The following is a 20,459-nucleotide window of genomic DNA, read 5'->3' on the forward strand; positions in this document are numbered from 1 at the left end:
AGCTTACCCGTTGTGAAGAATGCTGCGCTGCTCCTGGGGCCGCAATGGATCCGGCAGAAACGAGGCTCGCCCGATGGTTACTTTCACGCTCAACGGACATAAGAAGACCTTTGACGGTGATCCTGATACACCACTCCTCTGGGTCATCCGCGATTTCGAGAAACTGACAGGCACGAAATACGGCTGTGGCGTTGCCCAATGCGGTGCCTGTACGGTGCATATGGATGGCTTTTCGCGCCGCTCCTGCGTCACGCCGATCTCGACTGCCGAAGGTTCCGAGATCTTCACGATCGAAGGGCTCGAGGGGAAGGAAGCGGAGGCTGTGAAAGCCGCCTGGATCGCGATCGATGTGCCGCAATGCGGGTACTGTCAATCGGGCCAGATCATGTCGGCTGTCTCGCTGCTGCAAAACATCCCGAAACCGACCGACGCCGATATCGACGGGGCAATGGCCGGGAACATCTGTCGATGCGCCACCTACCACCGGATACGAGCGGCGATCCACAACGCCGCCGCTTCAATGGAGGGTTGAGCTATGGCGATCCAGGAGATTTCAACAACGCGCCGCTCCTTTCTCGCAGGCACGGGCGGACTGGTAATCGGCTTTGCCCTGATGCCCAAAATACCAGTGTTCGCGGCCGAGAAGGGTGTGCAGGCAGGCGGCGCGGATTCGCTGATGACGCTGAACACCTTCGTCAGGATCGGCCCCGATGACACGGTGACAATCCTATCCAAGCACATCGAGTTTGGGCAGGGGCCGTTCACCGGTCTTGCGACGCTGGTCGCGGAGGAACTGGATGCCGATTGGGGGCAGATGCGCGCCGTGCATTCGCCAGCAGACGACAAGGTCTACGCCAACCTCGCCTTCGGCTTGCAGGGCACCGGCGGGTCGTCGTCTATCGCCAATTCTTACGAGCAGTTCCGCAAGGCGGGAGCAACGGCACGGGCCATGCTGGTTGCAGCAGCCGCTGACGAATGGAGAGTGCCGGCAAGCGAAATTATCGTCGAGAAGGGCCGCGTCAGGCATCCTGGTTCAGGCAAGGAAAGTGGCTTCGGTGCACTGGCAACGAAGGCAGCGAGCATCAAGCCGCCGCCTGACGTCAAACTCAAGGACCCGGCGAAGTTCACTTTGATCGGCCAGGAACTGCCAAGGCTCGACACCGTTGCGAAGACCAACGGCCAGGCCATCTTTACACTCGACATTGTGCCGGATGATCTTCTCGTCGTGGTGGTTGCCCACCCCGACCACTTCGGCGCAGCGGTCAAATCGTTCGACGATAGCGAAGCGCGCAAGGTGAAGGGTGTCGTCGAGGTCAAGCAACTGCCGCAGGGCGTCGCCGTCTATGCCGACAACACATTTGCCGCGCTGAAGGGCCGTTCCGTGCTGAAGGTCGATTGGGATCTTTCCAACGCGGAGACCCGCTCCAGTGACCAGCTTGCCGCCGACTACGCGAAGTCGCTGACAGAGAAGGGCGTCACTGCAGCCGAGAAGGGCGATGTCGAGAAAGCCTTTGGCGACAAGGGGCTGAAGACCCTCGAAGCGCAGATTGTCTTTCCCTTCCTTGCCCATGCGCCCATGGAGCCGCTCGACGCGGTTTTCATCAGGGCGGCGGACGGCAGTCTCGACGTCTATAACGGTGCACAATTCCCCGGCATGGACAAGAATACCGCGGCAAAGATCGTCGGGCTCGACACGTCGAAGGTCAGGCTGAATACCCAAATCACCGGCGGCAGCTTCGGGCGCAAGGCGCAGTTCGGCTCGCCGTATATGCAGGAGGCCGCCGCCGCCTTTGCGGCTACCGACCAGTCGCGTCCCGTCAAGCACATGTGGACGCGCGAGGATGATATCCGCGGCGGCTATTACCGACCGATGTATCTTCACAAGATGCGCGGCGCAATCAACGCGGATGGCCGGATCGTCGCCTGGGACCAGGCGATCGTCGGCCAGTCGATTCTGGGCAAGGCGGATCTTGACAGTACGTCAGTCGAGGGGGCTTCGGACCTGCCTTACGACGTGCCGAACGTCAGGGTTATCTCGCATAATGTGAAGCTCGCCGTACCGCCGCTCTGGTGGCGATCTGTCGGACATACGCATACCGGCTTTGCGGTCGAGACTTTCCTCGACGAGCTGCTCCAGATGGCGGGCAAGGATCCGGTGGAGGGGCGGCTTGAGCAGCTGAAGGAAGATCCCCGTTACGCCGGCGTGTTGAAGAAGGCCGCGGAGCTTGCTGATTGGGGAGCGAAGATACCCGAAGGCAGACAGCGCGGCGTCGCCGTGGTCAAGAGCTTTAACACCTACGTCAGCCAGGTCGTTGAGGTATCCGCCCTGGCCGACGGAACGCCGCGCGTCCACAAAGTCTGGTGCGCGGTTGATTGCGGCGTTGCCATCAATCCAAATATCATCAAGGCGCAGATGGAAGGTGGCATCGGCTACGGTCTTGGGGCCGTATTGTTCGATGCCGTGACGCTTGGCAAGGGTGGTGCGATCGTACAATCGAATTTCCATGATTACCGGTCGATCCGAATCAACGAGATGCCGGATGTCGAGGTGGCTGTCATCAAATCCGGCGAGCCGCCCACGGGTGTCGGGGAGCCGGGAGTCCCGCCGATTGGCCCGGCGACCGCCAACGCCTGGCGGCGTCTGACCGGCGCACCGGTTCGCGGCCTGCCAATCGTTGCGGTCGCGACGAGTTGAGGGAGGCGGACATGAAAAGCAGACTAGCACTCGCCTGCACGGCAGGCGGCATCTCGGTTGTTGCGGCCTTGCCCGCCTCGTTCATGGCGCTGGCGCAGACAGCGCCGGCGATCGACAAGTCTCCCCTCAAGTCCGCGGCGTCCTTCTCCTCGATCGTCGACCAGAAATCGCGCTCGGTCGCGCTCTTCGAAGAGGCCGGCAAGGTGATCGAACATCCGCGATGTCTGAACTGCCATCCGGCGGGCGACAGGCCGCTGCAGACGATGGCGATGCACCCGCATCAGCCGCCGGTCAGCCGCGGCGACGGCGGCATGGGTGTCCCCGGCATGATGTGCAACACTTGTCACGGTGCGGAGAATGCAACCATTGTCGGTCAGTCGTCAACGTTGAAAAGCATTCCGGGCAATGCGGCATGGCATCTGGCGCCGATCGAAATGGCGTGGGTCGGCAAGTCGCTCGGCGAAATCTGTCAACAGCTCAAGGACCCGGCACGCAACGGCGGCAGGGACCTCAACAAGATTGTCGAGCACATGTCTCATGACAGCCTCGTTGGCTGGGGCTGGAACCCGGGCGAAGGCCGCGAGCCCGCACCCGGCACCCAGTCGCAGTTCGGTGAACTGATCAAGGCCTGGGTCGATACGGGAGCCGCCTGTCCGTCAGGCTGAGGGCGCAAGCCTCCAGCGCCTTCCTGCCTCCTTTGAACCGAGTTCGACGTCAGATTTGCTGCGTGAAATTCCGTCGGTATTTCTCGCAGCGCCGTTTGACAAAATATGCTGGTATCACCATATCAGAATTGTTGGGCCGCCTGCGCGATTTTCGTGCGGGCGGTTTTGCGTTTGAATGAGCTGGCTTCTGCAATTCATTCGCATCCGCACCGATGTCTGCGCAGGGGATGAATATGGACGAGAAGGCCAATCTCACGGTTCAGCGGCTGGCGCTCTGGGGTATCCCGATGTCGTTCGGGGTCATGGGCCTGAAGATGCTTGCCTGGTGGGTAACGGGTTCGGTGGCATTGCTGTCGGACGGGCTGGAATCGACGGTGAACGTCGTTGCCGCCTTCATCGCCTTCTTTGTCATCCGCTACGCGCAGAAGCCGGCGGACCATGACCACCCGTTCGGACACCACAAGGCGGAATACCTTTCGGCGGTTACCGAGGGCGTGCTGATCGTCGTTGCGGCGCTGTTGATCGTCAATGAAGCGATCGGGCATCTTGCCGCGCCGCGAATGCTAGATGCGCCGGCGCTCGGTCTTGCGATCAACTTCATGGCCGGTGTGATCAATGCCGTCTGGGCGCAGATCCTGATCAGGAACGGGCGCAAGCATCGCTCGGCGGCGTTGACCGCGGACGGCCAGCACATCATGTCCGACGTTGTTACCTCGGTCGGTGTCTTGGTCGGTCTGCTCTTGGCGCTCGCCACCGGCTATGCCATCTTCGACCCCATGCTCGCGATCCTGGTCGCCGTCAACATCCTCTATCAGGGATGGAAGGTGATCTCGCATTCGATTGGCGGTCTTATGGATCAGGCGGTCACGCCCGAGGAAGAGGCGGCGATCAAGCAGGCGATTGCCACAAACGCGGCGGGTTCAATCGGCGTGCATGATTTGAAGACACGTCGTGCCGGCACCGTCACCTTCGTCAATTTTCATCTTGTCGTACCGGCTGCCCTATCTGTAAGGCAGGCACACGACATCTGTGATCGCCTTGAAGACGCCATCCGTGCAGCGCATCCGGGCTCCAGCGTCGCCATTCACGTCGAGCCAGAAGGCGAGAAAGCCCACGGTATTCGCGTCAAAGTCATCAAGGAGGCTTGAATGCCCATAACAGATGTATCCAACCTATCCATGCTGGGCAGCCAGACGGAATCTCCCAAGTCGCCTGAGGAAGCGGTGCTGGAAAAGGTACCGTCAAACCATGCCGGCACCGACTATGTTGTCCGCTTCACGGCGCCGGAATTCACCTCGCTTTGCCCGATGACGGGGCAGCCGGATTTCGCCCACATCGTCATCGACTACATCCCGAACGAATGGTTGGTCGAATCGAAGTCGCTGAAGCTGTTCCTGCATGCCTTCCGCAATCACGGCGCCTTCCACGAAGATTGCTCGATTTATATCGCCAAGCGGTTGGTCGAACTGCTCGACCCTAAGTGGCTTAGGATCGGGGCCTACTGGTATCCGCGCGGCGGCATTCCGATCGACGTTTTCTGGCAGACTGGCAAGCCGCCCGAAGGAGTTTGGCTGCCCGATCAGGGTGTCGCCACCTATCGCGGCCGCGGCTGAACGTCAGGACTTCATGCTATCATTGCATAACTGGCGGCGGCGATGAAGGCTGCATACATCGTTTGCCAGCCATTCTCCGGGACGCTTCTGTCAATCGGCTGATCTGGCGGGATCGGGCGGGAAGCTCGCCCGATCCATCCTGAGACCGCGCTTTTCGCCCCCGAACCAACCGCGGATGAGATTTCTGGTCTTGATGCCTTCGAGGCCGAGCCGCATGAGGTTCTTGCGCAGTTTGCTTTGCGGGCTGAAGGCACGGTCGATGGACTTGCGCACGAATGCCGCCTTGTCGGCGCTGCCATCTAGGAATTGCATCTGGATGACCGGTGTCGGCTCGATCTGGTAGGCTTTCAGCCATGCGCGATGCCAGAAATAGGCGTCGATCAGAGCGTAGTTCTTGGTATCCTCCAACATTTTTGCAGCCGCCCGCGCACCGATGACGTAGCCGGCCGTGCCGACCCGGTTTTGGAACACACGCGTCGCCCTGTAGATGCCGTCAGTCCAGATGGGAGATTTTGCAAGGATATGGGGGCGAGGCGCGAATTCGAGATCGTAGACGCAGTCCCAATCGTCGCTACGGGCCTCGATGCTTCTGATTGCATCGGCAAAGCTCTCGGACAACACCGCGTCGTCTTCGAGGATCAGCGTCCGTTCGTTTCGCTCCGTGATGATTTGCCAGGCGATCCGGTGCGACGTGAAGCAAGCGATATCCTCACGCAGTGTCGGGCTTGGCCAGGTGTTTGCTGCTTTCTGGCAATCTTCGACGGAGAGGTCGCGCGCTTCAAACGCGTTCAGAAACTCGAACTCCAGTCCCAATTTCTGCATTTGCCGTGTTTGAAACTGCCGTCTTTTCTCTTCGGATATCCGACTGATGATGAGGATCTTCACTGGTGCTCCGGCTGATCAATAAACTCGCCGGACCTTATCCGTCCGTTCAGGGCTTATCAATCGACCCTTCTGCGCCCGCTGCAATCTGGCCCGAAGGTGGAGAGGCATTTGCAGATGGGGCATGCGAGGATTCGACGGTCGCCGAATCCTGCATCCGCGGTCGTGAAGGTGGTCAAGCGTTGAAGCTGTCGTCGTTGCCGAAGTCGGACGGATCGTCATCGGAAAAGCTGTCATCGTCGCTATCATAGTCGGCTTGTTGGAGACTGGCAGTGTCGTTGTCGTCGTTATCGTTGTTCGCGTTATCGGCTGCCTGCTGCTTGTTGCCGTCGCTGTTGAAATAGTTGTTGATGACGGTCTCTTCTGTCGGCGCGTTGTCGAAGGGATTGTTGCCGGCAAGCGGCGAGCCCCAGCCAAGCGACGACATGTGGCTCCCGAAAATCCCGCTCAGCGAATTGGCGAGCAACATGCCTCCGGCAACGCCGGCTGCCGTCCCCAGCGCGCCCTGCAAGAAGCTGCCGCCTGCAGAGGGAGCCGTCGCCTGTGGGCTCCAGGGGCCGCTCGGTTGCTGCTGCATGGCGCGGGGGGCGGTGTCGAAGCCGCGATCCTGCTGGATCTGCTGGCGCGGGGCGTTCCCCCAAGGACCTGACGAGGGTGGCGGTGGCGCCGGTTGCTGTGGCGCCTGGCTGCTGCCGAAGATCGAACTGAGGAAGCCGCCGCCTTGTTCGGCCCTGTGGTATTCGCTTTGATCGGCCTCGAGAACGCGAATGCGCTCTTCGAGCTGCTTGATGTGGTTTGCCGCCGCTTCCAGCCCCTTTTCCTGCACGATCACGGCCTGCGCAAGATAATAGGCGGCGTAGGGCTGCTCGCGCGTTGCCTGATCAATCAGCGCTTCGGCATCACGGTCACGCGGCGTTGCCGATGCGGTGCGGACGCGCTCGAAAAGTGCGCTCAGCAGTTGGTGTTCTTCGGGTGACATGGCCGGGCTCCTTTGTTGCTTGCGATGTTTCGCTAGGGATGACGTAGGAATGGATTCCGACTTTTCAAAGCCACTCAAATTACATTTCGGTAAGCCGGCGCGGCCGCCTAACCATATCTTCATCCGTTCCGTGGCTTGTCTTTTTCCCGCATTGTTTTACGCATGGAGTCGCACTATGTGCGAGGAACCCGAATAGGACGTAAGAGAGGTTCGAATGTACGAAGAAGAAGAACAAGACGAGAAGACGAAGGAACTGCCGCTCGGCAAGGAAACGGAGGCGAACCTTTTCAAGTCGCGTTCGATCTTCATCTACGGGCCGATTACGCAGGAACTCGCGCAGAAGGTCTGCACGCAGCTTGTGGCGCTCGCAGCCGCCAATGACGACGATATTCGCATCTACGTCAATTCGCCTGGCGGCCATGTCGAATCCGGCGATTCGATCCATGACATGATCAAGTTCATCAAGCCGAAGGTCTGGATGATCGGAACAGGCTGGGTCGCCTCGGCCGGTGCGCTGATCTACGTCGCGGCGCCGAAGGAGCAGCGCCTTTGCCTGCCGAATACGCGCTTCCTGCTGCACCAACCGTCCGGCGGCACGCGTGGGATGGCTTCCGACATCGAGATTCAGGCTCGCGAGATCATCAAGATGAACGAGCGCCTGAACAAGATCATGGCTGAAGCGACCGGCCAGCCTTACGAGAAGATCGCTGCCGACACCGACCGCGACTACTGGCTGTCGGCAGAAGAAGCCAAGGCCTACGGTCTCGTTTCGCGTATCATCACGGCGCAGTCCGACATCTGATTTCGTGTCATGAGAAGCGCCCTCGCTTGCTGGATGGCGAGCGAGGGCGCTTTTTTGCTTTGGGGTAAGTTCTCCCATCGCAGGACGATTTGGCGCGGATTTGCCCTTGCGCAAGTCCCCGCGATACGGCTTCCATGCGGACCTTTCCGCTACTTGAGTCTCGCCATGCTCAAAGACTTTTCCATCCAAAGCCTGTTCATGGGCATCCTCACCACGTTCGTCGGATTTGCCAGCTCCTTTGCCGTCGTTCTGCACGGTCTGCAGAGTGTCGGTGCGACGGATACGCAAGCGGCGTCAGGCCTTATGGCGCTGTCGATTGCGCTGGGGCTTTGCGCAATCGTGCTCAGCTCCGTGACGCGGCTGCCCATCAGCATCGCATGGTCCACTCCGGGCGGGGCGCTGCTTGCAAGTACCGGTGTGGTCGAGGGCGGATTCAATGCTGCTGTCGGCGCGTTTCTTATTTGTGCGGCGCTGATCGTCGTTGCCGGCCTGTTCAAGCCACTCGGCCGGGCGGTTGCAGCCATTCCTGCGCCCCTGGCAAACGCGATGCTCGCTGGCGTGCTGATTGGGTTATGCTTTGCGCCGGTGAGGGCGATCGGCTTCAATCCGTTGCTCGGTTTGCCGATCGTGGCGGCGTGGATCGTCATCGGTGCCGTCAAGCGGCTCTGGGCGGTACCGGCAGCGCTTGCAGCCTTTGTGCTGGTGGTTGCCTTTGGCGTCGACATTCCTGACGGAGCGCTCAGCTCGCTCGAACAGGCGCTGCGCCCCCCCATCGAGTTCGTTATGCCCGTCTTTAACCTGCCGGCTTTCGTTTCCATCGCCCTGCCGCTTTTCATCGTGACCATGGCGTCGCAGAACATCCCGGGCATCGCCGTCTTGAAGGTCAACGGCTACCTGCCGAAGCCCGGGCCGCTCTTTTCCGTGACAGGACTGTTTTCGATATTGTCGGCGCCGTTCGGCGGCCACGCGGTCAACCTCGCGGCGATTACCGCGGCGATGTGCGCCGGCCAGGACGCGCATGCCGATCCGGCGCGGCGCTACTGGGCCGTCCTCGTCTCGGGCATCTGCTATGTCGTCCTCGGCCTTTTGGCGGGGGCAGTGACGACTTTCGTGGCGTTGGCGCCACCGATCCTGATCCAGGCGGTGGCAGGCCTCGCACTGGTTGGTGCATTTTCGAGCTCTGCTATGTCGGCCTTCCAGGAGCCGGAGTCACGGGAGGCGGCGGCCATCACGTTTCTGGTGACGGCATCGGGCGTTTCCTTCGCGGGCATCTCGGGGGCATTCTGGGGACTGCTCGCCGGAGGGCTGATGCTGGCGCTGTCACGTATTGTGCAAGCGGCGAAAAAATAGACGGAGGGATTGCCAGTTTTTTGTACCCCGGCTATAAGCGCGACCATGAAGAACACGGGCATCATGATTTCGACGCAGATTGTTCGCGGGCGTATTGCGCTCCGTGACAACACGCGCGCCCTTACCTCGCTTCTTCTCCTCGGCCTTACGCGCGGTTGCCGGGTCCGTTGAGGAGCGCCCGGCGGCCGAAAGCCCGCCCAGGCCATCGCTCCTCGTGACCAATCCCGAAAACTGATTAACCGGATGCCTTCGCACCGGATTCGTCATCGCCAAGCCAGACCCGATGCGTTATGACGCGGCTGGCCAGATGACGGGAAGAGGAAGAGAAGACATGGACACGAACACCCGCTCCCAAACCAAGGGCATGCCCGAGGCGGCGATCAAGTATCGCGCCTATCCGCAGGTGAACATCCCGGACCGCACGTGGCCGTCTAAGACGCTGACCAAGGCACCGATCTGGTGTTCGGTCGATCTGCGCGACGGCAATCAGGCGCTGGTCGACCCGATGGGCCACGACCGCAAGGCACGCATGTTCCAGCTGCTGCTCGACATGGGTTTCAAGGAAATCGAGATCGGCTTCCCCTCTGCTTCGCAGACGGATTTCGATTTCGCTCGCTGGTGCGTCGAGCAGGGCAACGTGCCCGACGACGTATCGCTGCAGGTGCTGGTGCAGTGCCGCCCGGAACTGATCACCCGCACTTTCGAGGCGCTGGAAGGAGCGAACCGCCCGATCGTTCACTTCTATAACTCCACCAGCGAATTGCAGCGCCGTGTCGTATTTGGCAAGGACGTGATGGGCATCAAGCAGATCGCCGTCGACGCTGCAAAGATGATCTCCGACATGGCCGCGAAGGCCGGCGGCGGCTATCGTTTCGAATATTCGCCGGAGAGCTTCACCGGCACCGAACTCGAGGTGGCGCTGGAGATCTGCAATGCCGTCATCGACGTGATGAAGCCGACGCCCGACAACAAGCTCATCATCAACCTGCCGTCCACCGTCGAAATGGCGACGCCGAACATCTATGCCGACCAGATCGAGTGGATGTGCCGCAATCTCGACAACCGTGAGAACCTGATCATTTCGCTGCATCCGCACAACGACCGCGGCACCGGCATCGCCGCCGCCGAACTGGCGCTGCTGGCCGGTGCCGACCGCGTCGAAGGCACGCTGTTCGGCAATGGCGAGCGCACCGGCAACGTCGACGTCGTCACCATGGCGCTGAACATGTTCACGCAGGGCGTCGATCCTGAGATCGATTGCTCCGATATCGTGCGGATGAAGGAAGTCTTCGAATATTCGAACCAGATGCCGATCGGCGAACGCCACCCTTATGTCGGTGAACTGGTCTATACGGCTTTCTCGGGTTCGCACCAGGACGCCATCAACAAGGGTATGAAGGCGATCAAGGTCGCCAATCACCCGGTCTGGGAAGTGCCTTACCTGCCGATCGATCCGCAGGATGTCGGCCGAACCTACGAGGCGATCATCCGTATCAACTCGCAGTCCGGCAAGGGCGGTATCGCCTACATCCTGCAGCAGGACTACGGTCTGAACCTGCCACGCAACCTGCAGGTCGAGTTCCGCGAAGACATTCAGCGGATCACCGACGAAGAAGGCAAGGAATTGCCGTCGAAGCGCATTTACGACCGCTTCATCGAGCGCTACGTGACGCAGCCTGAGGGCCGCATCAAGTTCGTCGACCATCACACCTATGCCGATCCCGAGCGCAAGGGGCAGCGCATCGTTGCCGCTGAGATCACCGACAACGGTGAGACGAAGCGCATCGAGGGCAGGGGCAATGGCCCGGTCGACGGCTTCATCAACGCGCTCTCGCACTATCTCGGCATCGACATGTCGGTCGAGGACTATTCGGAACATTCACTCCAGCACGGCTCGAACGCTGCCGCCATCTCCTATGTCGAGACCTCATATCCCGGTGGCAAGCTCTTTGGTGCCGGCATCAGCACGAACATCGTCGGCGCTTCTCTCGAAGCAATCGTGTCTGCGGCCAACCGCGTGCTCGAAGTCAAGGCCGGCAAAGCCTGAGGCAATGCGTGCAGCGGACTATTCCGCTGCACGCTTTCCTGAAGAGCGCTGAGAATCTGGCGTCACTCGGGCAGCCCATCGTTGCAGCCCGCCAAAACATCAGATCGATGTCGCAACCTGCATGGCGAGCTGGCCGAGCGAGGCTTCTGACGATGGACCGACGAACACATAGGACGTGCCGGCATTGTGCCAGGAGACCACGCCGATCTCGTCCTTGATCGTTTCCTTGAAATCATCGGCATCGGAAGGCAAATTGTCCTTGCGGAAGCAGATGGACGCCAGATCGCCATCCGCGCTGGTGTAGACGAGCTGACCGACCGGCCTTCCGTCACCGATGAACACACGTGCACCCTGGAAGGTCCAGCCCTGATCCGACAGGTCAGGCACGCGGAACGCAACGCCGACAGTTGAGGTCAGCCAAGTCGAAATTTCCTCCGCCTGTGTCGACGGCACTTCAAAAATATGACGGGGCTGGCGGGCTATAAGCCGTTGGTTGGCGACGACGTCCATCAACCATTCGGTGGGTTCCGAGGCGGTTTCCATCGTTGTCGGGGCGATCGATCGCATCGTGCTGGTGCTGCCGGCAACGAAAAAACCGATACCACAACCTGCGACAAAGAGGATGATTGCCGCCGCAAGCGCCTGTGGCCCGGTCGGCGCAAGCTTGAGCGAGGGCCGCGAAGCGCGCGGCGCAATCGGAGCCTTTGGCGGTTGTGCGCTCTTGATCGAGCGAACCAGGGCGAGGGGAACCGGTTCCTTGAGAACATCGTCGAAGCGATGCTTTCCGAAGTCGGCGCCGTGCCGGAGCTTGTCAAAGAGCCGTTTGGCGCCTTCGTCCGTCGCCAGGCGCTGCTCAAGCTCGTGCTTCTGTTCCGGCGTCGTCTCACCATCCAGCAGGGCGGTTAACTGAACATCGAGCGGCAGTTTCTTGAAATCGAGCAATTCAGTACCTGTGAGCATAATTGTCCGAGACACTGGCGAAATGCAGTCTCGCCGCGGCAAGCTGTGATACAACGATATTGATGGTGACACCCATAATGTCGGCGGCCTGCTGGTAACTATGACCTTCGACGACCACCAGCAGAAACGTGCTTGACGTGCCTTCAGGCATGTCTGCGATCATGCGGTGGATGACATCGGGTTCGACGAGTGAGATACGGTCGCGGTTTGCTTGCCTGATATCGGTGACATTGCTCTTGGCAGCGGGATGTGGCTTGCGTCGGCGATGGTCGTCGCTCCAATGCTGGCGGGCGAGGGTGTAAACCCAACTTTCCAGGCGCCCTTCGCCATTCCATTGGTTGCTCTTGGATATAGCGCGCTCGCACGCCGCTTGCGCGAGTTCATCCGCGCTCACCGCGTCACCTGCAAGGGTCATCGCGAAACGCCGCAGCCTGGGCAGAAGGCCTACCAGGTCGCGTCTGATGTCGATGGTCGTCACGGGTTGACGCATGGTCTTTCCAAGTAGCGCTCGGGCGTTCAGCAGAACGCAAAGCAGGAGATCGATTTATATTGCTTCTGTGTCCTTTATGAAACAAGTACCGGATGCTTCGCAAGCATCGGGCAGCCTATCCCACCGGTTCTCAAAGCTTTTTCTTCGCAAGCCCCAGCCTCGGATCCATCTCAATACGTGCGATAGCCGTTCAGGGCTTGCAGCAGCGAACGATAGGCCCAGGTCTGCTCGCCGCCCCGATCACGGATCTCGACGAGCTGGACACGCGCTCCCTGCAAGTCACCCTGTTCCACCAAAGCTTGTCCCATATATGACCGTGCCAGAATATAATTCTCGTCGGCCTGCAGCGCCTTTCGGTAATACGACATTCCAAGCTCTGTTCTGCCCGCCTTGCGATTGGCATAGCCGAGGTAATTCAGGATGCGCGGATCGTTCTGGTTCCTGGCAAGCTGAAGCACGGTCAAAGCGTTGTCGTATTGACCGGCATAGGCGAATTCGCGGGCGGCTTTGTAGAGCTCGTCGTCGTTGAACGAGTTCTTCTTCGGGACTACGCATTCCTTGCGCTTCGCATCCCAGACCTTGCCGTCCGCACATTTTGTCGTGGTTTCGGTCTTTGGCGGCGGCTTTGTTTCATCGCTTTCGTCGCCGATGGCAAGGGCGGAGGAAGTGGCGGCGATGGCAAGAGAGCTTGCCAAAGCCAGACAGCGAAGACTGATGGGTGCCAGATACATGCGCACGACTCCGTGAAATGATGGGTTAGAGATGATGAGTGTATGTGGCCGGTGGCAATTTCCAATGCTTTCCGAATTCAGGGTAGCGTCATCTTTAGTTTCTGCATCAGCTGGACGAGAAAGTGATTCCGCGAATTTCGTTAAACCTTGAAAATATCAACGCTTTCTTCGCAGATGCCGTCGCCCATCGAGTTGATGCTGAAGCGCTCTCCCGTCAGTTCCCAGGCTCCGGGAGAGCCGTCAATGGTGAAGAGATTGTAGGCGGCGCGGGGCTTCAGCCCTCCAGGACCTTGCGATGCCGAGGCGATCCCGACCACCGGGACCGGACTGGTTTGGCCGCGCAGCCAGTTGAGCGTGTTCAAATGGGTATGGCCGTGCAGCACCAGTTCGGCACCGCCGGTGGAAATCACGGCGCCGAAGCGGCGAATGCCAATCATCCGCTTGTGAAAGGAGGTAGCGCCGTGGATCGGCGGATGGTGGATCATCACCACACGAAACAAGCCGGCCTCCCCAGCTGCACGCAACATGTTCACCGTATCGCGGGCCTGGCGTTCTCCGAAGAAGCCGCTGGCCGCGAAGGGGGGCGTTGCGACCGCCGTGGAGCAGCCGACGATCGCGACCTTGCCGCGAACGCGGAGATAGGGAAAGACGTGGCGATCTTCCTGCCACTCTGCCGGGGCGAGGTCGCCGCGCACATTGTCGTACCATGCACGCACCGATTTTTCGTAGGCGCCGGGCACGTAGGCATCGTGGTTTCCGGGGACGACCGAATTATCCGCGGGATCACCGAGTTCCTTCAGCCATGCGGCGGCGGCGCGGATCTCCAGTCCGCTCGCGAGGTTCACCAGATCGCCGGTAACCGCCAGGTGATCGGCTTGCTTTTCGCGTATGTCATCGAGCAGCAGATCGAGCGTGCTGCCGAAAAGGTGCTTGCTCCTGTTGCGATGCCAGTTCACAAAGCCAGTAATGCGTTTGGAAAAGAGCTCGCGGACCGAAAGGCGAGGAAGTGGGCCGAGATGGATATCGGAGATGTGCGCGAGCTTGAACATGCGACGACACATAGCCCAGTCAGTCTGCAATTCAAACACATCTGCTTGAACGGATTAGCGGAATTGGAAAAAGCGTGATCGGAACCATACGCCCCTGGCAGTCGCGAGTGCTGATGCGGATCGTGCATGCCTATTTTGCGATCGCCCGCGGAATGACGATGGGCGTGCGCGCCGCCTGCTTCGATTCCGAAGGGCGCATATTTCTCGTGCGCCACAGCTACCTGCCGGGCTGGCATATGCCGGGCGGCGGGCTCGAGCGCAATGAAACTGCCGAAGAGGCGCTGATCAAGGAGCTCCGGGAGGAGGGAAATTTGCGCATCCTCGGTCGACCTCAGCTCTTCCATATCTATTTCAACACGGCGGCTAGCCGCCGTGACCACGTCGTCTTCTACAAGACGCAGGTGGAACAGACAGCACCCCGGCCACCGGATAGGGAAATCGTCGAGTGCGGCTTCTTCGCGATCGATGATCTGCCATTAGGTACAACCGAGGCGACCCGCCGCCGTCTTGCGGAGCTTGCGGGCGACAAGGAGCCTGCGCACGTCTGGTAGAGTGGCGAGCTAGGCTGCCGCCAAGCGGGCACGGCCATGCGGGCGATCGAGATCCAGCAGCGGGCCGACGGGAACGATGCCGGTCGGATTGATCGTCTTGTGGCTGCGGTAATAGTGGTCCTTGATATGACGGAAGTTCACGGTCTCCTGGACGCCTGATGTCTGGTAAAGGTCACGCAGATAGGCAGAAAGATTGGAGTAATCATCAATGCGGCGGATGTTGCACTTGAAGTGGCCGACATAGACGCTATCGAAGCGAACCAACGTCGTGAATAGCCGCCAATCGGCCTCCGTCAGCCGATCGCCGAAGAGATAGCGACCCTTGCGGAGGCGGTCTTCGAGCGTATCAAGCGTTTCGAAGAGCCTGACGACGTTTTCCCCGTAAGCCTCCTGGGTCGTTGCAAAGCCAGCCTTGTAGACACCGTTATTGACGGTGTCGTAAACGACAGCATTGAGCTGATCGATATCGGCGCGCAGATCGTCCGGGTAGAAATCGGCGGTCGAGCCCGTCAGATGATTAAAGGCGCTGTTGAACATGCGGATGATTTCGGACGATTCGTTGTTCACGATCGTGTCGGTCTTCCTGTCCCACAGCACCGGTACCGTCACACGTCCCGAATAGTGCGGGTCGGCCTTCACGTAGATTTCTGACAGCGTTTGAAAACCGAAGAGATGGTCTCCGGTCGCACCATCGCCAACATTGAACTCCCACCCCTTCGACAGCATCAGGGGATCGACGACGGAAACCGAAATGAGGTCCTCAAGCTTCTTGAGCTTGCGAAAGATCAGCGTGCGATGCGCCCAGGGGCAGGCCAGCGAGACATAAAGATGGTAGCGGTCTGCCTCTGCCTTAAAGCCGCCCGTTCCGGATGGGCCAGGTGCGCCATCGGCAGTAATCCAGTTTCGAAACTGGGAAGCAGCGCGCTTGAAGTGGCCTTTGGATTCCTTGGTATCGTACCAGACGTCATGCCAGACGCCATCAACTAGCATGCCCATGTTTTAATCCTTCACATTTAACTTGGCTCGAACATATCGTAGCCCCGGCATGTTTGCAGGCAGGTAAAGATTGAACACTGCGTCACGCTACGCGTCGTTGCGCCAAATTCCATTGGACGACCGAATTTTTTCCTGCTATCGGCCATTTTACATTTTTGGAACCCGATTTGATGTCTGTACCGAGAAACCTGCGACGACGCTGATGCTCCCGAACGCCGAAGGGCGTGCTCGAGATCCATCAATTCTGTCATCTGGTTTCCGTCTCATCATGCACAAGCACGATCTGGTCTACCTCACTGAGGATGCGTCGCACGACGCTGCAATCGAACATATCAACGAAGAAGCCTTCGGGCCCGGCCGGCATACCCGCGCCGCTGCGCGAATCCGCGAGCAGGGACCGCACGATCTTTCGCTTTCCTTCATCTGTGCAGATGACGGAGAGACGATCGCGTCGGTGCGCATGACGCCCGTTCAGGCCGGCTCGGTGAACGGACACCTGCTTGGGCCGCTTGCGGTGCGGCCCTCCCATAAGGGCCGCGGCATCGGCCGGGAACTTGTCCGGATTGCCATTGACGCGGCACGTCGGAAGGGTTCGGAAGCGGTCATCCTCGTCGGTGATCCGCCTTACTATTGCCCGCTCGGCTTCGAGCGCGTAGCCCACAACGCGCTTTCGTTTCCTGGTCCCGTTGATCCGTCTCGCGTGCTGGTCGTGCCGCTTGCCGAGGATGCGCATAGCAGACTGAAGGGAACGATCGCCTGGCGAAAATAGACCTTCTACGGTATTGAGCCATATGCCTGAGACGCAGCGCTTCGCGGGATCGTCAGTGGCTTTAGAGGCGGAGCATGAGCAGCATTTCCATGGACGAGGTACTGGATCGCGCCGGTATCGGTGCCTTTCAGCGGCGCCTGATCGGCATCTTCGGTCTTGTCTGGGCGGCCGATGCCATGCAAGTCCTCGCCGTCGGCTTTACAGCGGCTTCGATCGCCGCAACGTTCGGATTGACGCTTCCACAGGCCTTGCAGACCGGCACGCTGTTCTTTCTCGGCATGCTCATCGGTGCTGTCGCCTTTGGACGCCTGGCCGACAGGGTCGGGCGGCGTCGGGTCCTGATCGCCACCGTTGCCTGCGATGCGCTTTTTGGCACTCTATCGATCTTCGCTCCCAGCTTTGCCGGCCTGCTCGTGCTGCGTTTCCTGACGGGCGCAGCGGTCGGCGGTACGTTGCCTGTCGACTATGCAATGATGGCCGAGTTCCTGCCCGCCAAGAGCCGTGGCCGCTGGTTGGTGGCATTGGAAGGCTTCTGGGCGATTGGAACACTTGTTGTCGCACTGGCCGCCTGGGCCGCGAGTGTTGCCGGGGTAGCCGACACCTGGCGCTACATTTTCGCCGTCACCGCGGTGCCGGCGCTGGTGGGCCTGACGCTGCGCTTCTTCGTTCCTGAATCACCGCTCTTCCTGCTGCGGAGCGGGCGGGCCGGCGAGGCCAAGGTGATCGTCAATCGGATGCTGGCGCTGCACCGGAAAACACCCCTCCTGCCCGAAGATCAGATCGTCGCGTCGCCGCAAGTGGTTGAGGGCCTGTTTTCCAACGAACTCCGCCGCCGCAGCGTGCTGATCCTGACGATCTGGTTCCTTGTTTCGGTTTCCTATTACGGCGTCTTCACATGGATGCCGGCGAAGCTCGCAGGCGATGGATTCGGCTTCGTGCGCGGATACGGTTTTTTGGTCTTCGTCGCACTGGCCCAGATCCCGGGGTACGTCCTTGCCGCCTACGGGGTCGAGGCGTTTGGGCGCAGGCCGACTCTGATCGGTTTTTGCCTCCTGTCTGCACTTGGCTGCCTCCTCTTCGTCATCTCTCCTGACGACATGCTGGTAGGCGCGTCTCTGCTGGTCATGAGTTTTGCACTGCTCGGGACGTGGGGCGCGCTCTATGCCTACACGCCGGAACTCTATCCAACGGCCTCGCGGGCAACGGGCATGGGCGCCGCTGGGGCGATGGCCCGGCTTGGGGGACTGCTTGCTCCATCCTTAATGGCGTTCATCGTCTCGGGTGGATTCGGTCTGGCGGTCGGCCTGTTTGCGGGCCTGCTGATCGTGGCGGCCCTGGCGGCAACGGCGATCGATACCGAAACACGCCAAACGGCACTCAGCTAGTCTCTGGAAGCGGCTTGCGCAGAAAGGTGCGGGTACGACCTTTCGGAAACTCCGGCAATTCACCGAATATCTCGTAGCCTTGCCGCTGATACGCCCGTAGTGCTTGCGGATTGAAGGTATCAATCCACGCCCCGTGGCAGCCGCGTGCCGCTGCTTCCGCTTCCGCCAGAGCAAGGATCTTGCCGGCCATGCCCTTGCCGCGTTCGGCGTCGGGAATGTACAGCAACTGGGTGAACAGCCAGCCCCAGGCGGTATAGCCGGACAGGCCACCGGAGACGTTGCCATCGGTGTCCCGGATGAGGACCGCAAGCGGTTGGCGTTCGGCAGGGCCGACGTCATAAACGTTGAAGGCTGACAGCGCGTCGCCGATCCTGCTGAGATCGTCGGCGGCAGGCGAGCCGGTCACTTCCAACGCGGCCATGTGCTAATGCCCTTCGCGCCACCACATGGCGCCAAAGGCGAGCAGCAGGATGCCGACGCCGGCGAAGCCGGCAAACAGCGGCAGGGTGTTGATGCCCTTCAGCACCGTTTCGTTGGTGAGGTGGATCTGCATGCGTTCGTCGTCGGCCACGCGAATCTGGCCTCGAACCGGCAGGATCGGCGGAATGCTGATTGTGCCACTTGCATCGGACAACCGGGCGATGAGGCCCTTGGTCTTGTCGGCGATCGGCTTCAGCGCTTCGCTCGTCGAGATCATTGCCTTGAATTCAGGAGCATCGACCGCGCCTACATGTGCGAGCGTCGTCATGTTGCCATTTCGGATTTCGAAAAGGCCGATCTCATCCATCTTCCTCTCGGCCTTAAAAAGGCCGGGCTCGGCCTGCGCCAGGGGAAGGGTTTCGGTCCTTCCGGACGGGTAGCGGACCGTTGCGTTGCCTGGGTCGGCGCCAATGGTCTGGCGCGTGATCTCCAGCGTGCGACCGGATGCCCGGGCCGTGAGGGCCTCTTCCTCAAGCGCCGGTTCCTTCATCAGCCAGTGGGCGACGCGACGATAGAGCGACGCATGCGGACCGCCCCCCTCGAAGCCGCGAGCCCACAGCCAGCCTTGATCGGAGAGCAGCATCGCAACGCGGCCCTGTCCGGCGCGATTGAGAACGAGGAGCGGATGGTTGTCGGCACCGACCATCACTGTCTGTCCCTGTGGCGGCTCGACATCGACACTGCGGAACCAGCGGCCCCAATGTGGCGGTTCGTCAACAGAACCATCTAGGCCGCGGGTAACCGGGTGCTTGCGACCTTCCTCCGAAAGCCTCGGGTAGAAGGCCTTCTCGATCATCTGCCCGGTCGGAGCGGCCGGCAGTACCGACGACAACGGCGTCAGCGCAATGGAATCCTGGCCGGCATGTTCAGGACCGGCGGCAATCAGCAGGGCGCCGCCATTTTCCACATATTGGGCGATATAGTCGTAGTAGAGGATCGGCAGCACACCACGATGCTGGTAGCGGTCGAAGATGATCAGGTCGAAGTCCTTGATCTTGTCGACGAACAACTCACGCGTGGGGAAGGCGATCAGCGACAACTCGTTGATCGGCGTGCCGTCCTGCTTTTCGGGCGGGCGCAGGATTGTGAAGTGGACCAGATCCACTGACGCATCCGACTTGAGTAGGTTGCGCCACGCACGCTCACCGGCATGCGGCTCGCCGGAGACAAGCAGGACGCGCAGATTTTCGCGAATGCCGTCGATCAAATGGACTGCCCGATTGTTGGCGTCTGTGACTTCGCCCTGGAGGTTGGCGACCGAAAATTCGAGGACGTTGCTGCCGCCGCGCTCGACCTTGAAAGAAAACGGCGTATCGCGGCCGGGCGTTGCCTGGAGTGTAGCGATTTCGTTGCCGTTGAGTTTCACTGTGACGTTTGCCGTGCCGCCGGGGCTCGGCCCATCGTCGAAGACCCGCAGCATCAGCTGCTGCTCCTCGTTGACGATCCCGAAGCGTGGAGCTTTGACAACTTCGATGCGGCGGTCGAATTCGTTGGCTTTGCCGGTGATCAGGCCGTGGATCGGCGCATCGAAGCCGAGTGCCTGATTGACGCCGGGAACGTCGTGGATTTCGCCGTCCGTCAGCATGATCGCGCCGCCGATACGCGCAGGCGGCACGTCTGCGACAGCCGCGGAGAGCGTATTGAACAGCCGCGTCGACGGGGCGTCGGAACCTTCCGGTTCCGTCGCGTCGACGTAGCGTGGTTCGATGCCGGGCAAGCGAGAGAGGCGATCCTTCAACTGCGCCAGGGCATCGTCGGTCATCTTGATGCGCTCGGGCGTCTGCTGGCTCTGGCTGCGGTCTACGATGACGGGTACGACGGTCGACAGTTGCTCGCGGTCTTCCTGCAGCAAGAGTGGGTTGGCGAGGGCGGCCAGCAAAGCAAGGGCTGCAATCGAACGGATCCAGGCGCCACGCACGCGGCGCAAGATTGAAAAGGCTGCGGTGACCAGGACGATGATCGCAAGACCTGCGAGGAGCGGCCAAGGAATGAAGGGAGAGAAATCAACCGTCATG

The 20,459-nt window shown here is 60.4% G+C and carries 20 protein-coding genes; 11 read left to right on the forward strand and 9 right to left on the reverse strand.

Annotated features, from left to right (window positions below; translation table 11 throughout):
* The first annotated feature begins 73 nt into the window (after positions 1–73).
* The 5 genes from BN77_RS16715 (at position 74) to queF (ending at position 4,973) form a co-directional block, all read left to right on the forward strand.
* A complete protein-coding gene (locus BN77_RS16715) occupies positions 74–532 on the forward strand; it encodes a (2Fe-2S)-binding protein (protein ID WP_007534003.1) in 459 nt (152 codons plus the stop codon).
* A gap of 3 nt (positions 533–535) precedes the next feature.
* Positions 536–2,695: a xanthine dehydrogenase family protein molybdopterin-binding subunit gene (locus BN77_RS16720; protein WP_007534005.1), complete on the forward strand. Its 2,160-nt coding sequence runs from the start codon at positions 536–538 to the stop codon at positions 2,693–2,695.
* Positions 2,696–2,706: 11 nt separating this feature from the next.
* A complete protein-coding gene (locus tag BN77_RS16725) occupies positions 2,707–3,360 on the forward strand; it encodes a hypothetical protein (RefSeq protein WP_040677304.1) in 654 nt (217 codons plus the stop codon).
* A 233-nt stretch (positions 3,361–3,593) separates the two neighbouring features.
* The gene (emfA, locus tag BN77_RS16730; protein ID WP_007534008.1) at positions 3,594–4,508 is read left to right on the forward strand and encodes a CDF family cation efflux transporter EmfA; all 915 of its coding nucleotides are present in this window, start codon (positions 3,594–3,596) and stop codon (positions 4,506–4,508) included.
* Positions 4,509–4,973, forward strand: a complete 465-nt coding sequence (queF, locus tag BN77_RS16735; protein WP_028747087.1) for a preQ(1) synthase — start codon at positions 4,509–4,511, stop codon at positions 4,971–4,973.
* A 90-nt stretch (positions 4,974–5,063) separates the two neighbouring features.
* Here queF and BN77_RS16740 read toward each other — a convergent pair whose 3' ends face one another.
* Both BN77_RS16740 and BN77_RS16745 read right to left on the reverse strand, forming a co-directional pair.
* Positions 5,064–5,858 (reverse strand): glycosyltransferase family 25 protein, encoded by a 795-nt coding sequence (locus tag BN77_RS16740; protein ID WP_040677307.1) that lies wholly within the window; start codon positions 5,856–5,858, stop codon positions 5,064–5,066.
* Between the two features lie 172 nt (positions 5,859–6,030).
* Positions 6,031–6,834, reverse strand: coding sequence for a DUF2076 domain-containing protein (locus BN77_RS16745; RefSeq protein WP_007534014.1), 804 nt, complete (start codon positions 6,832–6,834; stop codon positions 6,031–6,033).
* A 214-nt stretch (positions 6,835–7,048) separates the two neighbouring features.
* On the opposite strand from BN77_RS16745, the gene BN77_RS16750 reads away from it, so the two are divergent.
* The 3 genes from BN77_RS16750 to leuA all read left to right on the forward strand — a co-directional run bounded on the left by BN77_RS16750 (position 7,049) and on the right by leuA (position 11,033).
* Positions 7,049–7,636: an ATP-dependent Clp protease proteolytic subunit gene (locus BN77_RS16750; RefSeq protein ID WP_007534015.1), complete on the forward strand. Its 588-nt coding sequence runs from the start codon at positions 7,049–7,051 to the stop codon at positions 7,634–7,636.
* A 165-nt stretch (positions 7,637–7,801) separates the two neighbouring features.
* On the forward strand, positions 7,802–8,986 hold the full coding sequence (locus tag BN77_RS16755) for a benzoate/H(+) symporter BenE family transporter (RefSeq protein ID WP_007534017.1): 1,185 nt from the start codon (positions 7,802–7,804) through the stop codon (positions 8,984–8,986).
* 331 nt (positions 8,987–9,317) lie between these two features.
* Positions 9,318–11,033, forward strand: coding sequence for a 2-isopropylmalate synthase (gene leuA / locus BN77_RS16760; protein WP_007534022.1), 1,716 nt, complete (start codon positions 9,318–9,320; stop codon positions 11,031–11,033).
* Positions 11,034–11,132: 99 nt separating this feature from the next.
* Here leuA and BN77_RS16765 read toward each other — a convergent pair whose 3' ends face one another.
* The 4 genes from BN77_RS16765 to BN77_RS16780 form a co-directional block, all read right to left on the reverse strand.
* Positions 11,133–11,975, reverse strand: coding sequence for an anti-sigma factor family protein (locus tag BN77_RS16765; protein WP_007534024.1), 843 nt, complete (start codon positions 11,973–11,975; stop codon positions 11,133–11,135).
* A gap of 1 nt (position 11,976) precedes the next feature.
* Entirely contained in the window at positions 11,977–12,483 is a 507-nt protein-coding gene (locus tag BN77_RS16770; RefSeq protein ID WP_007534026.1) for an RNA polymerase sigma factor, read from the reverse strand.
* A 170-nt stretch (positions 12,484–12,653) separates the two neighbouring features.
* Positions 12,654–13,214 (reverse strand): tetratricopeptide repeat protein, encoded by a 561-nt coding sequence (locus BN77_RS16775; protein WP_007534028.1) that lies wholly within the window; start codon positions 13,212–13,214, stop codon positions 12,654–12,656.
* A gap of 140 nt (positions 13,215–13,354) precedes the next feature.
* Positions 13,355–14,293, reverse strand: coding sequence for a metallophosphoesterase family protein (locus tag BN77_RS16780; protein WP_085989856.1), 939 nt, complete (start codon positions 14,291–14,293; stop codon positions 13,355–13,357).
* An 83-nt stretch (positions 14,294–14,376) separates the two neighbouring features.
* On the opposite strand from BN77_RS16780, the gene BN77_RS16785 reads away from it, so the two are divergent.
* On the forward strand, positions 14,377–14,814 hold the full coding sequence (locus BN77_RS16785; protein ID WP_051177195.1) for an NUDIX domain-containing protein: 438 nt from the start codon (positions 14,377–14,379) through the stop codon (positions 14,812–14,814).
* A 9-nt stretch (positions 14,815–14,823) separates the two neighbouring features.
* Here the strand turns inward: BN77_RS16785 and BN77_RS16790 are convergent, their stop codons facing one another.
* Entirely contained in the window at positions 14,824–15,810 is a 987-nt protein-coding gene (locus tag BN77_RS16790) for a glutathione S-transferase family protein (protein WP_007534034.1), read from the reverse strand.
* 268 nt (positions 15,811–16,078) lie between these two features.
* Here BN77_RS16790 and BN77_RS16795 point away from each other — a divergent pair, with 268 nt between their 5' ends.
* Both BN77_RS16795 and BN77_RS16800 read left to right on the forward strand, forming a co-directional pair.
* The gene (locus BN77_RS16795; RefSeq protein ID WP_007534036.1) at positions 16,079–16,579 is read left to right on the forward strand and encodes a GNAT family N-acetyltransferase; all 501 of its coding nucleotides are present in this window, start codon (positions 16,079–16,081) and stop codon (positions 16,577–16,579) included.
* A 74-nt stretch (positions 16,580–16,653) separates the two neighbouring features.
* Positions 16,654–17,964, forward strand: a complete 1,311-nt coding sequence (locus tag BN77_RS16800) for an MFS transporter (RefSeq protein WP_007534038.1) — start codon at positions 16,654–16,656, stop codon at positions 17,962–17,964.
* On the opposite strand, the gene BN77_RS16805 is transcribed toward BN77_RS16800, so the two are convergent.
* Both BN77_RS16805 and BN77_RS16810 read right to left on the reverse strand, forming a co-directional pair.
* Positions 17,957–18,385 carry a GNAT family N-acetyltransferase gene (locus BN77_RS16805; protein WP_007534041.1) on the reverse strand — a complete coding sequence of 143 codons (429 nt, stop codon included), beginning with the start codon at positions 18,383–18,385 and terminating at the stop codon, positions 17,957–17,959. The genes BN77_RS16800 and BN77_RS16805 overlap by 8 nt on opposite strands.
* A gap of 3 nt (positions 18,386–18,388) precedes the next feature.
* A complete protein-coding gene (locus tag BN77_RS16810; RefSeq protein WP_007534043.1) occupies positions 18,389–20,458 on the reverse strand; it encodes a hypothetical protein in 2,070 nt (689 codons plus the stop codon).
* Position 20,459: the final 1 nt, after the last annotated feature.

The organism is Rhizobium mesoamericanum STM3625, from assembly GCF_000312665.1.
Lineage (GTDB): Bacteria > Pseudomonadota > Alphaproteobacteria > Rhizobiales > Rhizobiaceae > Rhizobium > Rhizobium mesoamericanum.